Annotated in this window: 26 protein-coding genes; all 26 read right to left on the bottom strand. The window is 48.0% G+C overall.

Going from position 1 to position 21,150, the window contains the following annotated elements; genetic code table 11:
• Window positions 1-49 precede the first annotated feature (49 nt).
• Window positions 50-355 (bottom strand): hypothetical protein, encoded by a 306-nt coding sequence (locus P1P89_11065; GenBank protein ID MDF1592045.1) that lies wholly within the window; start codon window positions 353-355, stop codon window positions 50-52.
• A 5-nt stretch (window positions 356-360) separates the two neighbouring features.
• Entirely contained in the window at window positions 361-1,011 is a 651-nt protein-coding gene (locus tag P1P89_11070) for a molecular chaperone TorD family protein (protein ID MDF1592046.1), read from the bottom strand.
• Between the two features lie 23 nt (window positions 1,012-1,034).
• Complete coding sequence (locus tag P1P89_11075) at window positions 1,035-3,563, bottom strand: molybdopterin-dependent oxidoreductase (GenBank protein ID MDF1592047.1); 2,529 nt, start codon at window positions 3,561-3,563, stop codon at window positions 1,035-1,037.
• Between the two features lie 25 nt (window positions 3,564-3,588).
• Window positions 3,589-4,443, bottom strand: coding sequence for a 4Fe-4S dicluster domain-containing protein (locus P1P89_11080; GenBank protein MDF1592048.1), 855 nt, complete (start codon window positions 4,441-4,443; stop codon window positions 3,589-3,591).
• An 84-nt stretch (window positions 4,444-4,527) separates the two neighbouring features.
• Window positions 4,528-6,099 carry a multiheme c-type cytochrome gene (locus P1P89_11085; protein MDF1592049.1) on the bottom strand — a complete coding sequence of 524 codons (1,572 nt, stop codon included), beginning with the start codon at window positions 6,097-6,099 and terminating at the stop codon, window positions 4,528-4,530.
• The gene (locus P1P89_11090) at window positions 6,065-6,469 is read right to left on the bottom strand and encodes a hypothetical protein (GenBank protein ID MDF1592050.1); all 405 of its coding nucleotides are present in this window, start codon (window positions 6,467-6,469) and stop codon (window positions 6,065-6,067) included. Before P1P89_11090 ends, P1P89_11085 begins: the two co-directional genes overlap by 35 nt.
• Before the next feature lie 606 nt (window positions 6,470-7,075).
• Window positions 7,076-9,289 (bottom strand): sigma 54-interacting transcriptional regulator, encoded by a 2,214-nt coding sequence (locus P1P89_11095; protein ID MDF1592051.1) that lies wholly within the window; start codon window positions 9,287-9,289, stop codon window positions 7,076-7,078.
• Window positions 9,270-10,244, bottom strand: a complete 975-nt coding sequence (gene phnD / locus P1P89_11100) for a phosphate/phosphite/phosphonate ABC transporter substrate-binding protein (GenBank protein MDF1592052.1) — start codon at window positions 10,242-10,244, stop codon at window positions 9,270-9,272. Before phnD ends, P1P89_11095 begins: the two co-directional genes overlap by 20 nt.
• 144 nt (window positions 10,245-10,388) lie before the next feature.
• Window positions 10,389-11,159, bottom strand: a complete 771-nt coding sequence (locus tag P1P89_11105; protein ID MDF1592053.1) for a DsbC family protein — start codon at window positions 11,157-11,159, stop codon at window positions 10,389-10,391.
• A 161-nt stretch (window positions 11,160-11,320) separates the two neighbouring features.
• A complete protein-coding gene (locus P1P89_11110) occupies window positions 11,321-11,791 on the bottom strand; it encodes a DoxX family membrane protein (GenBank protein MDF1592054.1) in 471 nt (156 codons plus the stop codon).
• Window positions 11,792-11,801: 10 nt separating this feature from the next.
• The gene (locus P1P89_11115) at window positions 11,802-12,320 is read right to left on the bottom strand and encodes a rhodanese-like domain-containing protein (GenBank protein MDF1592055.1); all 519 of its coding nucleotides are present in this window, start codon (window positions 12,318-12,320) and stop codon (window positions 11,802-11,804) included.
• Window positions 12,321-12,551 (bottom strand): hypothetical protein, encoded by a 231-nt coding sequence (locus P1P89_11120; GenBank protein ID MDF1592056.1) that lies wholly within the window; start codon window positions 12,549-12,551, stop codon window positions 12,321-12,323.
• Between the two features lie 12 nt (window positions 12,552-12,563).
• Entirely contained in the window at window positions 12,564-13,649 is a 1,086-nt protein-coding gene (arsB, locus tag P1P89_11125) for an ACR3 family arsenite efflux transporter (GenBank protein MDF1592057.1), read from the bottom strand.
• Window positions 13,650-13,677: 28 nt separating this feature from the next.
• Window positions 13,678-14,385: a cytochrome c biogenesis protein CcdA gene (locus P1P89_11130; protein MDF1592058.1), complete on the bottom strand. Its 708-nt coding sequence runs from the start codon at window positions 14,383-14,385 to the stop codon at window positions 13,678-13,680.
• Window positions 14,386-14,648: 263 nt separating this feature from the next.
• Entirely contained in the window at window positions 14,649-15,032 is a 384-nt protein-coding gene (locus tag P1P89_11135; protein ID MDF1592059.1) for a DUF2703 domain-containing protein, read from the bottom strand.
• Between the two features lie 28 nt (window positions 15,033-15,060).
• Complete coding sequence (locus P1P89_11140) at window positions 15,061-15,237, bottom strand: thioredoxin family protein (protein ID MDF1592060.1); 177 nt, start codon at window positions 15,235-15,237, stop codon at window positions 15,061-15,063.
• The gene (locus tag P1P89_11145; protein ID MDF1592061.1) at window positions 15,234-15,917 is read right to left on the bottom strand and encodes a thioredoxin family protein; all 684 of its coding nucleotides are present in this window, start codon (window positions 15,915-15,917) and stop codon (window positions 15,234-15,236) included. The genes P1P89_11140 and P1P89_11145 overlap by 4 nt, the downstream gene beginning before the upstream one ends.
• Window positions 15,918-16,026: 109 nt before the next feature.
• Entirely contained in the window at window positions 16,027-16,428 is a 402-nt protein-coding gene (locus P1P89_11150; protein MDF1592062.1) for a thioredoxin family protein, read from the bottom strand.
• Between the two features lies 1 nt (window position 16,429).
• The gene (locus tag P1P89_11155; protein MDF1592063.1) at window positions 16,430-16,828 is read right to left on the bottom strand and encodes a putative zinc-binding protein; all 399 of its coding nucleotides are present in this window, start codon (window positions 16,826-16,828) and stop codon (window positions 16,430-16,432) included.
• Between the two features lie 26 nt (window positions 16,829-16,854).
• The gene (locus tag P1P89_11160) at window positions 16,855-17,382 is read right to left on the bottom strand and encodes a permease (protein ID MDF1592064.1); all 528 of its coding nucleotides are present in this window, start codon (window positions 17,380-17,382) and stop codon (window positions 16,855-16,857) included.
• Window positions 17,379-17,864: a hypothetical protein gene (locus tag P1P89_11165; protein MDF1592065.1), complete on the bottom strand. Its 486-nt coding sequence runs from the start codon at window positions 17,862-17,864 to the stop codon at window positions 17,379-17,381. The genes P1P89_11160 and P1P89_11165 overlap by 4 nt, the downstream gene beginning before the upstream one ends.
• A 28-nt stretch (window positions 17,865-17,892) precedes the next feature.
• Window positions 17,893-18,126 (bottom strand): thioredoxin family protein, encoded by a 234-nt coding sequence (locus tag P1P89_11170; protein MDF1592066.1) that lies wholly within the window; start codon window positions 18,124-18,126, stop codon window positions 17,893-17,895.
• A gap of 45 nt (window positions 18,127-18,171) precedes the next feature.
• On the bottom strand, window positions 18,172-18,618 hold the full coding sequence (locus P1P89_11175; protein ID MDF1592067.1) for an arsenate reductase ArsC: 447 nt from the start codon (window positions 18,616-18,618) through the stop codon (window positions 18,172-18,174).
• 64 nt (window positions 18,619-18,682) lie between these two features.
• A complete protein-coding gene (locus tag P1P89_11180) occupies window positions 18,683-18,919 on the bottom strand; it encodes a hypothetical protein (protein ID MDF1592068.1) in 237 nt (78 codons plus the stop codon).
• 232 nt (window positions 18,920-19,151) lie between these two features.
• The gene (locus P1P89_11185) at window positions 19,152-20,324 is read right to left on the bottom strand and encodes a permease (protein MDF1592069.1); all 1,173 of its coding nucleotides are present in this window, start codon (window positions 20,322-20,324) and stop codon (window positions 19,152-19,154) included.
• Window positions 20,325-20,402: 78 nt separating this feature from the next.
• On the bottom strand, window positions 20,403-20,747 hold the full coding sequence (locus P1P89_11190) for a metalloregulator ArsR/SmtB family transcription factor (GenBank protein MDF1592070.1): 345 nt from the start codon (window positions 20,745-20,747) through the stop codon (window positions 20,403-20,405).
• Window positions 20,748-21,150: the final 403 nt, after the last annotated feature.

The raw sequence follows: 21,150 nt of genomic DNA on the forward strand, positions 1-21,150 counted from the left end.
ACGTTTCAGTGAGTTGCTACGAGCCGACCGGCCCGTTTCAATCGTACTATCAGGCATCCCATCCATCATCATCATCATCACCTTCTTCTTTGTTTTGTGGTACTTTTTTATCTTTCTCGACAGGTACTTTTTTGTTTTCCTTAACAGCTTCTTTTTCGTCTTCCTTTACTGCGTCACTTCTTTTTTCAGCGGCAGATTGCGTATAGATAAGAACAGGCGTCTCCACAGACAACGCTTTCAGCACTGTTTCGGCAAATGCTTGTCGTTGAATATTTAACGGTGGCACCAGAAATTGTAAACAGATAAGGCCCCCGGTTAGAATAACAACCACAAGGGCCCTTTTATTTAGGCACATTTCCTTTAACTGTCCTCCTTTATTATTTCTTTGCACTCAAATTCTATGAATTTTTGAGCCAACTCCGCTACCCCCTTATAAAAATGTGATTCCGTGTCTTGCATGACCTTTTTACAAAAAGCGGGGACCCAGCGAGAAAGGTGCTCCTCAATAAACTTTCTTTCAATTTGCAAACAATATAGAGCCTTCTCTTTATCTTGATCTTGCCACGCTTTAGCTTCGCTGAGCGCAACCTGTTGCATAAATTCAAGTTCCACGCTGATATGATCGGGAAGTCCTTTGTATTCGGACTTGTAGTCGAATCCCGCGGATTCGATAAATTTCTTGGCATCTACCGTTGACTGTCCCCAAAGCTTTCCCCACTGCCCGTCTTCTCGCTCGTGATGAATGGATTCATGGGGTGAAATGTGCTTGCCGGGCCCTAAAAACAACCGGGTAAATTCGACGGCCAACTCCTCGATCAGATCTTCGTCGGGTTTTTCAAAAAAATCACCTTTAAACTCAATACCCAGCCCAGACAAGACCCCCAAAAATCGGGGGTCTTTTATCTGATGCAGGAGGTCTGACGATATTTCCTGACCAAAGACCGTGGCCAAAAGTCCATAGACATTTCCTCTGTTATCGGCCACATCTCTGTTTTCATGTACTTTCGTCATCTAACGCTCCCTCCTGTTTTGGCTTAGGCCTTGGTGACCGTAACCACCGTACTTTGATTGGCCCACTGGCCGCTGACCGGATCCGGTTGTTTCTTAATAACCCAGTTCGGATGTACGCCGTACGTCGTCCAGGGTTTAAGCGCAAGATCTGGATCGTTGTCGCCCGCCAGCGGCGCCTTGTTACCGGACGCGTAACGGCCATACTCCCAATGACCCAAATGGTGAGAGATGGCAATGATACCGGGAACCACGTCTTCGTTTACGTCGGCCTTGATCGTAATTTCACCGACATCCGACTTGACCTTGATCTTGTCCCCATTCTTGATCCCCAGACGTTTGGCCGTTTTTGAATTAATCTTGGCCGGATTGTCATGAAAGATCTCCGTCAGCCACTTGCAGTTGGCCGAACGGGAATGGATCTGGACCGGCACCTTGTAGCTCGTTAAAATAAGCTCATTGGGGGCCAGATTCTGATGGTCGGACATCGGCGTGTAAGTCGGCAGGGGGGGGAATTTTTTTAGCTTCAGGAGTTCGGAATACAGCTCAAAATACCCGGATTTGTTTACCCTGTCAGGATTAAAGCCCTTATATACCTTGTCGCCAAACTGCTGGCCGACATAGCCTTTAACGGCATTCTTGGTAAGGGTGTACCCTTTTTTCTTGGCCTCGGCCTCACTCTTGGCTTTGGATTTTTTCCAGTTCCAGTAAACACCGGTGGCCTCATCAAAGATGACCCCCTCTGCTTTGAGATGTTTGTCGCCTCTTTTGTATTTATACATGTAATAATCCGGTTTTATGTTGGGATCATGCCAGACGCCGTGTTTCATCATGTAATCAAACCCGCCGGCTTCTTTTACGCCCGGTGTTTTTTCGCACGATTTTTTGACAAATTCTTCCATCGAATTAAAACCCAGTGGAAATCCCATCCGGTTGGCCAGATCACACACAACATCGCCCATCATGCGGCTCTCACCCATCGGTTTGACCAGCGGTTGCCGGATGTAATACTCAGCAACCTGGGTCGCGGAAACCATATTTTCCCAGTCCATCCATTCCAGATAGGACGGATGGGGCAGGAGAAGGTCCGCCAACGCGGCCGATTCGTCATAATAGGCATTGACATTAACGGTAAACGGAATCAACGTTTCATCTTTTAAGATGTCAATGCTTTCCTGGCACTCCCCGTTGGCATATACCGGGGTGTAGCAGAACCACATATAAATTTCAGGGCGGCCGGCTTTGCCGTCCTTGATCATCTTGAGGACCTGATGATCGACCCCATGGGTCGGGTACGCAACTTGGCCTTTAAATCCTTTGCCGATACCAAGATCTTTGGTTTTGGGCGCCTTGGGAAATTTTGGATATTTCCATGAAGCGCTTACAGCCCGGCAGCGGCCACCGGGGTTGTCGATGTTGCCGGTAATGGCTGCCAGCATCTGCACCGCCCGCTCGGTATCGGTCCCGTTAAGATGGGCCACGGCTCCCCGGTAGCTGATGACGCAGGCCGGTTTGGCTTTGGCAAACTCAAGCGCAATGGACTTGATTTTGGCCGCCGGTACCCCGCTGATCTTTTCGGCGAATTCGGGCGTATATTGGGCCAGGTGCGCCTTCAAGGCGCTTACCTTTTCATCCGTGCTGGCCTTGTAATCCTCAGTAGCCTTAATGTACTGAAAGAAATCTTTATCATAAAGGCCCGCTTCCATGATTTCGCGGCACATGGCAAGAACCACCACACCGTCAGTGCCCGGCGTTATCGGCACCCACTCGGTTGATCGCGCCGCCGTGTTGGAAAGCCTGACATCAAAAGTAACCATCTTGACATCCCGATCCACCATGGCGTCAACCAGCCGCTGCCATGTTGGGATGGAATTGGTACCCGCCTCCATCACACCGCTGCCAAAATTAAGAACATATTTGGTATTTTCAAAATCCCAGTTATCGTAATGCTTGCCCCAGGTAAGCTCCTGTCCTACCCACTTGCCTGTTTCACAGATGGCAGTATGACCGGAGATGGTTTTGGTGCCGAAAGAACCGAGAAAGCCTTTAACTATTTTTTCGGAAGACCCTTTCATGCGGCCATAGTGAAACGCCAACTTTTCCGGATGGCCCTCATCACGCAGTTTTTTCATGCGCGCCGCCAAATCGGTCAGGGCGTCGTCCCAACTGATGCGCTTCCACTTGCCTTCCCCACGCTTTCCTGCCCGTTTCATGGGATACAGAATTCGGTCCGGATCATAGAGCTGGTTGATCCCCGCGGCGCCTTTGGCGCATATCTTTCCTCTTCCCCGGATGGAATCAGGGTGTCCTTCCAGCTTGACCAGCCTGCCGTCCTCCACAAAACCGATCATGGAATCTCTGGTCACGCACGACCAGCAGGCCGTTGGAATCATTTTTCGTTCCACACCGGTCTCGGGTGAAAAATCTTTTCCCCCTTTAATAAATTTTACTGTCCCGGCCAGGGCCTGCGAGCGCATTACTTTTCCGGTTGCCAAGACCGCGGCACTTGCCACGCCAAGCCGGATAAGGTCACGGCGATTAATGTCTTTATTCATTTTCTCCTCCTTCTTTTATATGCTTTTATATAATACGGTCTTGATAGGCTTCATTTTTTTCATATTTTTTCCTGGCCGCAGCCATTTTTTGAAGCGCCCCATCCGGGTCGATGTAAAAGTTCATGGGTCTTGTCTTTTCTCCCGGGAGCAGGGTTGTTTTGTTTTGTTTATCCAGAAAACCGAATTCTTTGTTCAATTTTGAAACATCGCTGGCCGGATCATTCAAGTCTCCGAATATTCTCGCTCCTGCGGGACAAATATTGACACAGGCCGGAGCCACCCCCTTTTCAATGCGATGGTTGCAGGACGAACATTTGACGATGGCGAACTTGGTGGAGTCCTTGCCGGCCTTAAGGCGTTTGTTAAAGGCCCGGGCGCCGTAAGGACACGCCTCGATGCATTTGCCGCAGCCGGTACAATACTGATTATCGAAAAGGATAAGTCCGTCCGGGCGCTTATAGGTGGCCCCGCCGCGATACCGGATGGTTTTACCGTCAGAAGTTTTAAATGTGCGTCGATCCTTGGGGTATTCCGGGCAGGCCTTAACGCAGGGTGGAATTTTGTCTTCCTCGTTTCCCTCGCAGTGATTACACCGCGTCGGCAAAAAGAGCTTTTCGGTGCTGGGGAATTTGCCGTGAATTTCCTCAATGACAGCCGTCCGGAAAGCACCCAGGGGAACATCGAACTCGGCCTTGCAGGCAACGGTACATGCCCGACAGCCGTTGCACCGCCTGAGATCCATGACCATCGCCCACCGCGGTGCCTCTTTTTCGGCCGCGAACGCAATACCGTCCGGGACCAGACTGGTCGCCCCGGTAAGGGTCAGCGCGCCCGCTCCCTTTAGAACCTGACGACGTGTAAGCGTAACTTTTTCACTCATAACAACCTCCTTTAGTTTAATTGTTCACCTTTTCTAAAATACAGGCATTTAGATCCATAGTGTCCCCTTAACTTTCGTTACGAATTATTTACCTTCTTCGGTATAAGCGATCATATCATCGAAAAAGCCTATGGCCGCATCAATAAGCATAATGGAATACTTCTTGTTATGAACACCGTTGCCGTGTTGGACAATGTCTATAATATCAAGGCCTTGCTTAAGTATCTGGTTTGCCTTGGCCAGTTTGTCATTCGTAAGCCTGGACTTATACTTGGCAAGTGTTTCCAGCGCCTCCTGCTCGATCTCCCTGGCTTCCTTGATGTTTTTGACAAGCTCTGTCTTCCACTCCTTGAGCATTTTTTCGTGATCCTTGGTGTGACATTTGACGCAGGTCTTGCCCGATGCGGTCATGACTTTGGCGCCTTTTTCAGTGTGCTTCCGCTCCACGTGGCAACCCAGACAGTTGGTTCCCACTTTATACATGAAATCCGGTGTCTTCAAGACACCCTCGATCTTTGGACCGGAAACCAAAAGCCGCTGCAAGCGATGGGGACTAAAATGACAGGCCTCGCAACTGATGCGCTCGGGCTGGCTATCTAGGGGCCGTTCTAAATTGGCCTTTGTGTGCATGATCGGCCGGTGGCATTCAAAACAGCGGGCGTTTTTAGTCGTCACGTGCTTTTCATGCATCAGCTTTTTGTTCTTCACTTCTTTCAGCGCTTTGGCCTGGTCATGACAAGCGAGACAGGCTTCATTTTTTATCCGTCCAGCGCCCAAAACCAGCGTAGTTTTAAGCTCTCCTTTCTCAAAAAAGGCCTCGTACCTGCCCCCGCCTGAGGCCTGTATCATCTCAATGTGGCAGCTTGAGCAGGAAACATTGGCTTTTTTTAGCATCTCATGGGTAATCGGCTTCTCCCCGGAAGTCTGGATGGGCTTTTCAGGTAGTGCGTGGCAAAGTTCACATCGGCCCCGACCTTCGTTAAATTTGACGTTGGTGAAATGACACTGATGACAGGCGGCCTGACTCACCTCAAACTTTTTCTGATCGGTTTCATGCTGATGACAGGAAGTGCAATTGATTGCCTGACCTTCAATCTGGTTCTTTTTTTCCAGGTGGGGCTTGTGGACAAAGCTGACTTTATCGGTAAACTTTATCTTCTTGGTCTTGAACTCATCCTTGGGGTTGCCGTGGCAATTGGCCGTCATGCAGCTGGCATCGACGACCCGGGGCCGGGTCCTGACAACCTCGCCGCCAAGCTGCAAATAGGAAAAATGGGCCGGCGGTTCTTTAATGAGATCTTTAATTGGAATGTGTTTAATTTTTGATTCATTGCCTGCTGTCGGCGTCACCCCCAGCCTACCGGCTTTACCGGGTGGGTAATGGCACTCCACACACCCGTATTTATTATGTTTGCCTTTCTTCCAGAGTTCATAGCCTTTATTGACAATCCCCGGGTAAGTTAAGACGTGGCAGTAACCACAAAAAAATTGCGGCTGAGGAAGATCAGGGGCGGGAAGTTCGGTTAAGGATTTAGCCGCTTGATCCATTGCAAACACTGAACCGCTGAGTGCCAGGTTTACCACTACGAGCATAACAATGGAAATGAACCATGTCCGCCAACTACACTTCTTTTGGTACATGTACTTCAGCCTCATCTTCGTAAATACTCCTTAGCCAATATATAAGTTCGTCCATATCAACCGGCTTATTAATACACGCGTAAATGTGGTAACAGATAGCTTCCTTTAACTCCGGATGAAATCGTTCCGACGACATGCAGAGAAAATATACCTCGGGGTATTTTTTGGTAAGGTCCCGAATCGTCCGGTTGTCCAGAGAGACGGTATCAAGGTCAATGATGACCACCAGACAGCTTTTTTTCTGGAGCAAAGAGTTCAGGTCCGATAACAAATAGACCGGAACCGTTTGATAGTCCCGGCCTTCCAACAGATTGCATAAGGCCAAACATTGACTTTGATCATTGTCGAACACGACTGTTTTTTTTGTCAGACTGAGAGCCGTCAACAGTTAATCCTTTATGCGTGATAGCCATATCTTGATAAGGATTTAAATTGTTTAGATAAATTTAACCGAAAGGTTATTACGCAAACCTAACCGCAACCTGAGAATATTGTGTATCTTGAAACTATCCCTAAACTTAGAAAAACCTGTATATCATATAATGTTACAGCAAATTGAATGCCAACATTGGGGATGGGGTAATACACAGCGGTATTTTGATGCGATCTAAAGGCTTGGGTTCTCTTAACGTATTGAGATAAATTAAAATATAATTATAAAAAAGGCCGGATAATAATTTTATTTTTTTATGATTGATGATGGCGGTCGACATTTTCAAATTATGTTTTTTCGTTTGTGCGTAAAATATTGACATGAAATTCGTCATTATTAATATTCTGTTAAATAACAAAATATTAGGTGTGTGCAAAATCAGGACACAAATTGCTATAAAGACATCTCAATACGCACAATTTGCCCTGTTGTTGCACCTGTAAGGTTTAATCAGCAGTAGTTGAGTCGATAAGAAAAAATGAGAGGGAACCCACTGATTTGAGTCCAAAATTAGACTATTATCGCCCCCGATCTGTGGATATCAGGCAAATAGCCATCCTAATGAAAAGTGGGCTTGGTGTTTGTAATTTGATATTTTTTAATTTTATTGTAAAGGGTGTTGCGGCTGATCCCCAGTCGCTGGGCGGTCTCTTTCTTGTTCCAATTGCTGGTTTCAAGGGCTTCCTCAAGCAATTTTTTTTCATTTTCAAAAATGGTCGGGGTTTCGGGGGCGGCCACTGATTGGGACGTCCTGTCTGCATTCCGAATAAATTGCGGCAAATCAGAAACTTCGACCTGCTCGCTTTTTGCTAGCACAACAGCATGTTCAATGCTGTTTTCCAGTTCGCGGACATTGCCCGGCCAGGGATAATCCAGCAGAACACGCATGGCTTCAGAATTAAATCCTTTCAGATTTTTATCCTGCTCGGCAGCGAACCGACGCAGGAAATGATTGGATAACAGCGGGATGTCATTCGGTCGCTTTTTGAGAAGCGGCAGCGTGATCGGGATTACATTCAAACGGTAATACAGATCTTCACGAAACGTACCGTTTTTAACCTCCTTCAGAAGATCTTTATTGGTTGCCGCAAGAATGCGCACATTCACACTTAAGGTTTGTTCCCCGCCCAACCGTTCGAATTTTTGAGTCTGCAAAACCCGGAGCAGCTTGATTTGAGCCGAAGGTGGAATCTCACCGACTTCATCCAAAAAAACCGTGCCGCCGTCGGCCTGTTCAAAGCGGCCCTGCTTTTGCCGGACCGCGCCGGTGAAAGCGCCTTTTTCATGCCCAAAAATTTCACTTTCCAAAAGCGTGGCCGGATAAGCGGAACAATTAATCACGACAAAGGGTTTGTCCTTCCGCAGGCTGTTCCAATGAATCGCATTGGCGACCATTTCTTTACCGGTACCGCTTTCTCCCTGTATCAGAACGGTTGCATCCGTTGGGGCCACATCCTCAATGAGCTTATAAATTCCCTGCATTTCTGGGTTTTTGCCAATAATACCGCAGTATTCAGCTGTGTTTTCGATGCGGTGTTGAAGCGCTCGAATTTCTTCCTCCTGTAAGGCGGCGCGTTTGATTGCACCAGAGGCCTGGTTCAAAATCAGGTCAAGCAGCTCGATCTCTTTGCTGCGGTCCTCGAAATTGATGGGGCAACCCACAAACATCGCCCCCAGCAGCTGCCCCTCATGATGGAGCGGAAAAACAGCGACTCGCTCTGCGGTTTGGAAATCAACCGAAACAACCGGCGGCCTGAAATTGTTTTTGTTGATAAAGCTGATGCCATGTACATTCTTTAAGCTGTCAATCATCGGTTTAAAAAGATCAGCACGCAAATAACTGGCGTCTCCCTCAGATAAAACAAAAACAGCTTCACGGCTAACTGAAAATATGATCAGTTGCATATGTCGGCAGTCCAAAATTTCTTGAAATTTGTCGATCAGATAGGCACTGATATCTTTTAAGTTGGGTAGGGCTCCGATTTCCTGAACGATCGAAAAGCAGCTTCTCGTTTGACGATGGGCCCGATCCAGTTCAATTGTCTTTTCTTCCAAACGCCGGGTATATTCTCTAATCCGGGAAATCATACGGTTAAACGAAGAAGTCAACTTAACGACTTCTTCATGGCCCTCATGTTCAAGATTTAAATTCAGTTGGTGTTCATCAATATTTTCAACAGCTTCGGACAAGGCTGCCAAGGGTTCGGTAAATCGCCGGATAAAAAGAAAACTCACCAAAAGTGCCAGCAAAAGTATTCCCAGTGTCAATATACCCATTTGAAACCACAATTTGGTCACCTGGTTTCGGTAAGGCTTTTCCGAAAGACCGAGGCGCAGGACCCCCGCCTTTCCTTCAAAAATCGGCCAGGCAATATCCAGGTAGCGATCCCCTTTAGTAGAAACAATTTTTTTAAATTGGACCTGGCCGTCTTGAAGTGCATCAGTGGCAGTCATCAGTTCGGTCGGGAAACCATCGGTAAAGGTATGAGTTATTACCTGACCGCTTCTAACAATAAAAAGGTAAGCTACGGCGGGATTGCTGCTGATATGGTGTTCCAGCATTTTTTGAAGCGTTACCAGATCGTTGATGAGAAGTATATCAGCGGCTTCAAGAGCAACGCTGTGTGCAACATTTTCAGCCTGGGCTGTTTCAGCCTGATAGAGGCTTCTGCTATAGCGATGCGTAACCAGCAGGGAAATCATTATGCTGCTGATAATAACCAGCGCAGAAACCGCTGCCAGCAATTTACTTCTAAGGCTTCTCAGTCGCATGGGGTTTCGTCTCCAGCAAGTGCAGGTCTTGTTTCATCCTAAAAATGCTATCATACCATTCATCCTTGGGCGCTACAAATTGTTCGATCATCAGTTCATTTAAAATCTTTTTACCCTTAGGATCTTGGTGCATGGTAAAAAGCAATTTCCGGATATGCTCTTTTTGTTGAACCGGCAGGGCTGCGGAAACAACCACGGGAGGACTCCCAAAAAACTCTGATCGTTTGATAATCCGGGTTTTGGATGCATGGATGGGATCGCGTTGGTTGTAGTATTCCCAAATAAGGCTATCTACCGCGGCCCCGTCCACCAGTGCCTTTGCCACGGCCAGGATCGAATTGTCGTGACCGTAGGTATAGTTGATATTCTTAAAAAAAGACTCCGGCCTTTCCCCCATCTGCAGCAGCCAGTAAATGGGCACCAGTCTGCCGGTATTAGAATCCGGGTCCGTAAACGCAAAGGCCCGGCCCCTGAGATCCTCAAGGGTATGAAACCGGCTGTCTTTGTTGACGATCAAATACGATTGATAGAAAGGCTTTCCCCGTATCTGAGGTACGGCCAGGGCTTCAAAACCGTATTTCTCTTTGCCGGTGGTATAGGGACCGGAGCAGAGGAAAGCCAGATCAATCTGCCCTTTGGCGAAAAGCTGATTAGTCTCCTCATAGGTTTTGCGCTGAACAAGTTGGGCTTCCAGGCCCAATTTAGCGCCGATATAATCCAGTAGTTGACGGTAATATACAAACGTGGGTTTGGGCGAAATCATGGCGCCTACCGACACTCTTAAAATGCCATTCTCAGGCATGCCCTCACCGGGCCGTTTAACCGCTACGGTTTTGGAAAAATCAACCACGGCGCTATCGGTGTCACTGCCGCAGCCCTGCGAAAAAACCAGCATCGATAAAATCACGAGCCAGATCAGGTGAACCCGTTTATAGGGAAAAGTCATAATGCCCATGGGTTTTCCTTTCTTAGCAAAAAGAAACATCATCATAAACGCCTTGATGAATATTTATAATATACCAAGAAGTTCTGTAGGGTCAAGCCGCATTCCATGTTCTGTGGCCATCATATCTCGCTACTGTTTATTACCCGCCGTTCTTTACTCTACCTTATTCGAGATACGCAGCCCGAGACGACTGCGTAGTTCCCCTTCCTTGATAAGACCGCTGTGGAAGCTGCCATCGGAAAAAATGTATGTCGGCGTCCCGCTGATCCCTTTGTCTCTCAGCAATTTGCCGGTCTTTTCAATTTTCATAATCCCATCCGAACATTGATTATCGGAACGGTAGCCGCTTTCAAATTCCGGCAGCGATTTGCCGTCGCAGATAACGGAAATGGACTGCTCCCTGGCACCCTTGTGTGAAGATAAGGGAAACAACAGAAACTTTACATGGACCGCTCCGCTTGAAACTATTTTTTTCAAAATTTCCGCGCCTTCTTTGCAGTAAGAACATTGCGGATCGGTGGCGAAATAGATCGTTTTCCCCGAATTTCCAATTGAAAAGGCCGTCAGGTCATTTAACAGAACCATTTCTTCAGGGGAAAATCGCGTGAGGGTTTCAAGGGTGCTCCGGGTCAGATTACGACCGCTGGAAGCGTCGTACAACTGCCCCATCAGGAAAAATTCGCCCTTGGAACCGGCATAAAATATCTGGTTCCGGTTTTGCAGGCGAACGTGAACCTCGCAAATTTCGGCATAGGCGGTCGGCCGTACGGCGATTATCTGGACGCCTTTGGCGGCGAAATTGGCAATCCCTTTACGCACCGCTTCCGGCGTCGGACACTGCCCATAAACCGGGTCGAGTAGAAAAGGTAACAACATCAGGCCAAACAGTAGTCGCTGAAAAGTTTTCACATACCGTTTCATCATGGTTCCTCCCTTTAATCAGCCGCAGAAAATTGCCCCGGCCATCCCAGGCCTGGTTTCAGGAACGTCGGATCTCACCAGGGCGTAACTGGCGCTTCCCTCCGATCTGAAGCTGATCACAAAGACAAGGCGTGTTGATATCATCGTTTCCCTTCCCCTTTTCTCTATTCACTCCCCTGTTTTTCCGCCCGGTTTGCAAACAGCAGATAGAATGCCGGAACCAGAAAAGAAGTGTCCCTCATCACCGTCCACCAGGATATCGGATCCGTTGAAGGTTCCGTGGAAAAGCACCCACAACTGATATTGAGCCCCCTGGCCATATTGAAAATCAGAATTCCGCTGAATGTCAGCAGCAGCAGGCTGCTGAGAAGCACAGCACCAGGCAGCCAGATTCCAACAATCAGTAAAATACCCAGAGCCAGCTCAAGCCAGGGCAGCACCAGGGCCGTCAGGTTTATCAGGACATCCGGCAAGATCTGATACTCATAAACCGCTTTGGCAAACAGACCCGGAGCAGGGATTTTTTCAAAGCCGGCATATATCAGGATTCCGCCCAGAAACAGTCGACTCGCATGAAAAAGAACCGCCTCCCATGTCCATATGCTCTTTTTTTTAAATCCTTCTTCTTGTTTCATCCTTATGTCCCTAAAATGAAACTGTATTCTTTTCGTCAACCGGCAGATTGGCATTCTTCCAGGCAGTCCAGCCCCCCGCCAGAACCTTGACATTTTCAAATCCCATATCCCGCAGGAAGACAGCCAGGTCATGACTCAGGTTACATCCTTCTCCATCACAATAGGTGACAATCGGGGTTCCCGGAAGCAGGTCCGCCGTAATCGATAGAAAAAGGCGATCGACATCCTGCCAGGGCAAATTCAGCGCTCCCTGGATATGACCCTTTTCATAATAAGCTGCAGAACGGGCATCGATAAAAACTGCGGCCTTCTCTCGAAAAAGTTTAGCCGCATCAACGATCGATATGTCCAGACGTTCGCCGCTGACGGTGGTCATCTGCGTACCAACAGACCAATCCCCAATAAGCGGCAACGGCGCTTTGCGCAAGCTGTTGACTGAAAGGGCCAGCATGCCGGTCACAATGAGTATTGCCGGTATCTGCCAAAGTGCCTGGCGCCATTTATGAAATAATTTGAAGGATTTCATCATCTAATTACAATTGATGGCGATTTTGCTCCCGCACACCGTGATCAGTTTACCCTGCGTCCGGAAAGTAACCGACGGCGGAGCCTTGATATATTCAAAACCACCCAGAACGCTGTTCAGGTATGGAAGCGCTCCGGAAACATCCTGGTTCAGGTGTGCAAAACAATGTACGGTCATCGCACCCGGGTTGCATTCCGAATTGAATATTTCCAGCCGGTACGATTCAAGGAGCATAAAATAACCTCACTATGGCTTGCAGGTAACATGGCATACCCCGGTGGGCGTATCAACAGCGTAAGGGAAGTATTTGCGTTTGAACCAGAGCGCCACGTTAACCAGACTGATCAGAACCGGCACTTCCACCAGCGGTCCGATTACCGCGGCAAAAGCCTGGCCGGAATCGATGCCGAATACCGCTACAGCCACGGCAATGGCCAACTCGAAATTGTTGGATGCTGCCGTAAAGCTCAGCGTCGTGGACTGCTCGTAAGTCGCGCCGGCTTTCATTGAAAGAAAAAAAGAAACGAAAAACATCACAAAAAAATAGATGCACAGCGGAATGGCTACACGGACAACGTCAAACGGCAACTGGACGATATATTCCCCCTTGAGTGAAAACATCACCAGGATAGTAAAGAGTAGCGCAATCAACGTAATCGGGCTGATCTTGGGAATGAACTTTTTTTCATACCACTCCCGGCCTTTTGTTTTCAGACCGATCACCCGGGAGATGATGCCGGCGAAAAAGGGGATGCCCAAGTATATAAAAACACTTTCAGCGATCTGGCCGATGGAGATATCCACCACAGCCCCTTCAAGACCCAGCCATTGCGGTACAATCGTAATAAAAATCCAAGCGTAAATGGAAAAGAACAAAACCTGGAAAATGGAGTTAAACGCCACCAACCCGGCACAGTATTCCGTATCGCCGGAAGCGAGATCGTTCCAGACAATCACCATGGCAATGCAGCGGGCCAGGCCGATCAGGATCAGCCCCACCATGTACTCATGATGCCCTGAAAGAAAGGCAATCGCCAAGAGAAACATCAGGATGGGACCGATGACCCAGTTCTGGACCAACGAAAGCAAAAGGACCTTAAAGTTACGAAAGACCTGTCCCAGCTGCTCGTATTTAACCTTGGCCAGGGGCGGATACATCATCAGGATCAATCCGATGGCAATGGGAATGTTGGTGGTATCCACCTGAAAATAATTGATCACGTTTCGCACGCCGGGAAAAAAATATCCCCAGAACACCCCCACGAACATGGCCAGAAAGATCCACAGGGTAAGAAAGCGATCTAAAAAGGACAGCCGTTTGATTTCAGCCATATTTTCCCTCCTTGTCAGCGATATTTATTTACACGACAATAAATGGATTCAATAGGAAATAGACGCCCAAAAGTCCGATAACCACACCGGCGCCCCTGCGAAACCAGTTGCCCGCTCCCTGCCAGGAGCTGTTTTCCGTCAGTTTGCGGACCAGGGCCGTGGAACTGCCGGCGGCAACAATAGGCAGACAATGCCCCAGTGCAAACAGCACAATCATCAGAATGCCTGTCAGGACTTTTTGCTGGACTGTGACGATGGCTAGCATCGGCGCGATGAACCCGAAGGTGCAGGATCCGGAAAACACTCCGTAAGCCAAGCCCAATCTAAAGGCGCCGTAAATTCCCCGCAGGTTGAGACGGTAAAGCAGCGACCCGGACATGGAGCATGCCTGAACCCCGATCATCCCCATGGCCACCCAAATCAATACCGCACCGATTAAAACCTGCCAGTAGTTACCGATGTCCCCCAGCATTCGACCTAAAAGGACACATATGATGCCGATTACAGCAATAGTAATAAAAAGACCCAGCGTAAACATCGCCGCATAGATGCCAGCTTCTTTTGGCCTTAGCGCTTGCTGTTGTCCGCCTACGTACGCCACAATCAGCGGAATCGAAGCCAAATGGCAGGGGCTGAACAACACACTGATCATTCCCCACAAAAAACACCCAACGGCGGCAAGGTATGAACCGCTTACCATCCAGCCGTTAACATTTAAAAATATCGTTTCGAGCAAGCCGGTCTTCCTTTTCAATGGTATCTTTGTTAACTCTATAAGGAGTATCAACAAATAACGACATTAAACATGGTAAATCTCGTCATTCCTGCGAAAGCAGGAATCCAATTTTTCTCGTATGAAACTTCATGTAAAAAGTTTCATTTTTGTTCAATCCGGGCTTTTTGCGCCCGGCGGCACCGCTGGATTCCGAATCAAGCCCGGAATGACAGGCTGCATAAGACCTGCGTCTTCATGTATAATTTGGAGAGGATACTTATATCTCAGCAACATTGAGCAATCTTACAGACCGCTTCCCGGATCAATTTTTTCGGTATCGTCTCATACTCTATCCCCGAGTGAATGATGGTCCGGCAGCAGGTCGAACTGCCGAGCAGATCGCTGCAGGAAGGACAATCATTTTGGGAAACGGCGGTTTCCGGAATAATTTCCTCCAGCGGAATCCCGTTTATGAAAATGCGGTTTGACTCCGGAATCTCTTTATCCGTCAGCTTGACTTCCTTTAATGTGATATGGACATCCCGGGCTGCACACTCCTCGTGCAGACGATGGATGAACCCACGAATCTCTTCGCCGGTTCCGGCACAGCGGTCGCAGGTTCTGCCGTCCACGTCCAGATGCTTCCATTCGATTTCCAGTTCTTTCATTGTCGTCTCCTTTCGAATCTATGCAAATTTACTTCAGCCCCAACTTTTCAAGCTGCTTGTTGACTTCGGCTTCGGCGAAAAAGCCGACATGCCGAAAGGTCTCCCGGCCTGAGCGGTCATAAAAGACTTGAACCGGGATGGAACGAATTCCGAAGCGGGCGCCCAGGATTTGATTTTCCCGCACATTGACAAAAACCACGTTCAATCGCTGGCCATGGTTTTTTTTAATTTGTCCAGAATCGGCTGCATCATATCGCAGGGAACGCAACCGGTGGCGCCGAATTCCACCATCGTCGGTTTTTCGGAATGCCGCGCCCGATCCACCGGATTATCCCGGGCAAGAACGTTCTGCTTTTTTACCCAATCCGCATCGATCCGGATGTCCTTCAGGTTCTCCAGATTTTTTACGTAATCAAAGACGGCATCCTGCTGTTTTTGCTGTATCAGAAATGCCTGGATGCTTTCCTTAACCTGATCAAACGGCAGCCCTCCGACCATTTCCTTGTTTTCATCATAAAACGATTTCACCTCTTTTTCCGCAACCGTAATCCCGGCGACTTTCCGACTTAAAAACGACTGGATGACCTGGTCTTCTGTTTGATCTTTCTTAGGGATGCCGGCCGCCTTTGCATCCCACAGGATCACCCGGCGCGTGACTTCCTGCTCCAGCAGAAAAAAGAGACTTCCCGCAGCCTCTTTTCGCATCTCCTCCGGAATCCCCTTGATGGTCTTATCCGCCCAGGTTTGTAAAATCTCGAACCCGTCGGCGGAGAGCAGCCTGCCGGAACTGAGGTTATCCAGCCGGGCCGCTTTAAGAATGCCTGATGCCAGGCCGGGATATACTTTTTCAACGGCCGAAGAGTTTGCCGTTGCAAGTGAAGGCATGAAGGTGACCCAAAGGGAGAATAAAACTGCAATAAAGAAACACCGCTGATAAAATTTATAAGAATTTGAGAAGGTTTCAATTGCTAAGATCATAAAATCCCCTAACTGTTTATTTGATTCCCATCTTTTTTAGCTGGGCTACGATGGCCTTTTCACTCATAAACCCGAGGTTCCGGTAAACCTCTTTTCCGTCCTTGTCAAAAAAAATCTGAGTCGGAATGGCCCGTATGCCGAAGCGTCTGGCCTGATCCTTATGTTTCCAAACATCAATAAAGATGATGGCGACCCTGCCGCTGAATTCCTTTTCAAGTTTTTTTAAGATCGGCGCCATCAATTTGCAGGGGACGCAGGAATCTGCGCCCAGATCGATCATGGTCGCCATCCCCTTGGGAGGTAAGCTGCTGAAATCCTGGGCATGCACCTCCAAGTGGAAGCTTGAGAAGGAAGATAGAAATAAACAGCCGATAAGCGAAATAACTGCTATCCTGGTTTGGATTCTCCGCAAATTCATTTCAGCAGCAGATCGGTGGAACGGTTCTGTTGATGTATGCTCTGCGAACTGCGTCCTTTACTTTACGGACATCTTCATCCTTAAGGTTGAAATCCTTGTTCTTTTCAATGGCAAGATCCGTAATGAGGACATAGTTTTTAATAGGTATCTCGGCATGATCTAAAATCGCCTTGGCGCAGCCCACCGGGCACCCGTCGATAGCTACCATCGCAGGGATATCCTTTGCCGACTGCACAAAGCCGCTCAAATGTCCGCCGACGCCGGCCAGGCAAAACATCTTGCGGAAACCTTCCAAGGTGAGTTCAACGGCCGCCCTATTGCTCAACTGGCCGACGTTTGATCCGCCGGAACAGGAAAGAATCATTACATTTCCATTCGGGGTACAGCAATCTTCAGACATGCATCCTCCCTATAGTAACTTTCTGTTTACAAATTATTAATCCCGAAATTCTTATCCTTTAGATACCACTCCATGAAATAGCCGATGGCGACAAACAAAGGCAATGCAACCAAAGTTCGCGCCAGAGTAAACCGAACGCCCAGATAACCGATCTCCATCCCCAGCATCGGTATTTTAACCGATGAAAAAGCACCGAGATAAATAAATACATTTTTAATGCTGGCGCCTTTTTTATGAAGAATATAGGCGACCGGAAAGGCAACATAAATCGGTCCGGCTTGCAGCATGGCCAAAATGACCATCAAAAATATTCCTTTGATTCCGGAGTCCTGTCCGATGTGTCTTTCAATTTTTTCCCTGGGAAACCAGACATCCAACAGGCCGACGATGATAAATAAAAACGGAATGAACGTTATCATCTCTATGAAAAAGTGGGTGAAATTGCTGAAAACCACCTTGCCCGGATCAAAGCCCAAGAGAAAAGAAAGGACGGTCGCCGCCAGATAAGACGCCAGCCAGATATATTGTTTATGTTTTGTTAGTAAATTATTCATAAAATCAAACCAATGAATAGACCGATAATTATCGCAGCAATAAAATTTGAACCGTTTCGCAAAGCCGCCACTTTTTTTCCAAAATATTTGGCTTCCAGCGGGAATGTGACTATTCCGACCATCATCAAGGTTGTCATAAAGGTTGCCACCGTGGTGTAAGTAGCGCCTTGCCCGATGAGTGTTGCGGCAATCGGATAAGATATAAAACCAGGTATTGCAGCAATTGAACCAATAACCGCCGCAAGTGTCAGCCCCCATATTCCGGAATCAACACCTAAATATTTGATGATTAAAGTTTGCGGAATCAAATACAAGGCAAGACTTACCAATATGAGAATATTCAGAAAAGGAACGGCAATTCCTTTAAACATTTTCAATCCTTTTCTGAGTCCCGCGATCGTTTTTTTCTTGTCTAGCATAAAAGAAACGAACGTCAAAACGATCGAAACGGCGATAAAAATAACAGCGTTATTAATCATCATTCGTCACGCGGTATCCGACCGGCCACAATTATTTTTTGATCCACCCTTTCACCTCTTCCTTGGAGGGTATTTTACCCACGCACTTTACCTCGCCATTCACCACAACCGCCGGTGTGCCGAACACCCCGTAACCGGCAATCTTCATCATATCGGTCACCTTCTCAACCTGGGCGTTCACGCCTCTTTCGGCAACCGCTTCCAAAACAATTTTTTCGGTCTGTTTGCATCTGGGGCATCCCGGCCCCAATATCCTAATATCCATTTTTTTCTCCTTTTACGTTAACGTTTTATTGATATTGTGCAGGTGTTAACCCTTGCTTTCTTCATTAAGTATTTCAGGTAATTTTTCAACGAACTTTCGAATTTCGTCCCTTACCCGACGGTAAGGAGCCAGCTTTTCAGCTTCGGTTTTCGCATCCGCGGACAGCCTGGGCGGATCATCAAATCCACGGTAAATCCGCCGGGTTTTCCCCGGGAAAAAGGGGCAGGACTCATTGGCATTGTCACACAGGGTGACGACATAGGCAAACCCCAGATGCCGAACGGCTTCGATATCCTTGGAAGTCTGCCCCGAGATATCGATGCCGACTTCCGCCATGGCTTTGACGGCCCGCGGATCAATGCCTTTGGGGGAAACGCCGGCGGAATAAGCCTCAAACTGGTTGTTTTTTAACTGCCGGGTCCAGGCTTCGGCCATCTGACTGCGACAGGAGTTGCCGGTACATAAAAAAAGGATTTTATATTTATCCGTCATAAATTTACTTTCAATTTAAGTTATTTGGGGCCGTTCTTTTTTCTTTATCGCATCCCACCCATCGCTACCGGCTGCCACCGGACCGTTCCATAACGAATTTTCTGTATTCCTTGAGCAGAACATACGCATACTCTTTCCGGACACGCTCGGCCGAAGGGATATAATTCTTTCTTGCTTCTAGCCTGTTGATGATCTCTTCGGCAGTCTCATCGGAGGCCTTTCTGCCCTCGGTGTAAAGTTCAGCCATGATCTCGTCCAGCCCAATGACACCGACCTGGGTATCATCGGAAAATTTCAACATGCGCCGGCCAACTACCGGCTGAGGGGAGACTCACCCATCTGTTCATCCTTTTTCGTCATTCTGAGTAATGCCTTGGGTCTGTTGTAACACATTTTTATAATTATTAAGTATATCCTCTTTTTTCTCTGACATATTGAACCTCCTCAGTCGCTGACGATATCCGATGATGGCGCTCCAGTGGCTGCCGATCATAATTTGTCCGACATCATAAGATTCTGTTTAGCATGGCCCTTTACCCGGCGAAACTGCCGTAAAGCATACCGGCAATCGTAGACATGATGACGATAATGCTGCAGAAGGTAACTGTCTTTTTAACGCCCATTATGCTGCCGATCACCAGCATGTTCGGCAGCGAGAGAGCCGGACCGGCCAGCAGCAATGCCAGGGCCGGACCTTTGCCCATCCCGGCGCCAAGAAGACCTTGCAGAATCGGAACTTCGGTAAGCGTCGCAAAATACATGAGGGCGCCGGCAACCGAGGCAAACAGGTTTGCCCACAGGGAATTGCCGCCCAGCAGGGATTGAATCCACCTATCGGGTATCAAGGCCGGATGCCCGGGACGCCCCAGCATGAAGCCTGCCACCAGTACCCCGGCGACCAGAAGCGGAAAAATCTGCTTCATGAATCCCCAGGTGGAGTCCACCCAGTTTTTACGCTCATCGCCCGTAAACCAGGCTTTGAGCATGAAGCTCAGAACGATCAGAAGTGCTATAGTGATATACCACTTTGCCGCAAAAACGGCGGGCCATAACCCGGTGGATCCTGCAGCCGGCCTGGCAAAGGCCGCAAATATCAGGATCAACACCATCGTACCTATATAGAGCGTATCCTGTGCGAGTGTTCGTTCTTTGGCTCCGGCTTCCGGCACATAAATCGGTCCCATGGTGCGGGCGGCATCGTCTTTTCGAAAAATAAAAGCCATCAGCAGGCCTGTGATTACCGCAAAGAACACAGCGCCTATGGCACGCGCCAAACCCAACTGCCAGCCCAGAATCTTTGCCGTCAGACTGATGGCCAGTACATTGATCGCCGGGCCGGAATAAAGAAAAGCGGTAGCCGGCCCGATCCCTGCGCCCCGCGTGTAAATACCGGCAAACAATGGCAGGACCGTGCAGGAACAAACCGCCAGGATGGTTCCGGACACGCTGGCCACCGAATAGGAAAGCACCTTTTTGGCCTGGGCGCCGAAATATTTTAAAACCGATGCTTGGGAAACAAATACAGCGATTGCGCCCGCAATAAAAAAAGCCGGGATCAGGCAGGTCAATACATGCTCCCTGGCATATTCCTGGAGCATCATGAACGCTTCCAGTCCGGATTGCCGGATGGTGGGGTGACTCCAGGGAATATAATAAGCCAGCAGAAATACCCCAATGATCAAAATCAATTTATAACGCTCTTTCATCCAACAGACTCCCGCATTGATGCCGCAACCCATATAATTATATATCGCGATATCATGTTATATTAAGGGTAAAAAATTTTAGCCCTTGCAGATCTCCTCTCTGCGAATTCCCGGCAGCTTTTTCATCAAACCCATGATTTCTGGTTCTCCCTCAAGCCAGTGCTTGATATTGCCGATCATGCTGGCGGCATAAGGGCTTTGCGATCCATCCGCAAGATTGTAATTCATCCACGTGCCATCTCTGAAGGAGGTTATCAGTCCAGCGTCTTCGAGAATCTTCAGGTGCTTGCTGGCCGTTGACTGCGCCGTTCCTAATGCCGCCTGGACTTCACAAACACACATGACCCGGCGCTGCACCATTTTCAGTATCTTAACCCGGGTGGGGTCCGAGACCGCTTTCATTACCTTTATGAATTCTTTCATCGTCCATCTCCATATCGTATTTAGGGAATATAATAGATGGATGGGACATGTCAAGTTATTTTATTACCTCAAATGAGTGAAAAAATCCATAAATAGAAGTAATTAAAACTTGAAAAGCCTTTCAAAAACGGATATTTATGAGTTGAGCAAACGCAAAAAACCCATATTCTGAAAGGCTTGTATAGATGAGATATAAAAAACGAACTTTGATTGCAAGAAGAAACAAAATACTACCTATCAGTTTTGTTCGACAGGACATGACGACTTTCTCGGGATTGACTTTGATCGACCATTATTTACGGTTGAATTGCATCCATTCTCGAATCAAGCAAACCTTTAAATCACATGGGTTTAAAGGCGATTACAGCATCGGTGACATTCTTTTCATTGTGCTTATTTTGCT

The sequence above is a fragment of the Desulfobacterales bacterium genome (assembly GCA_029211065.1).
Lineage (GTDB): Bacteria > Desulfobacterota > Desulfobacteria > Desulfobacterales > JARGFK01 > JARGFK01.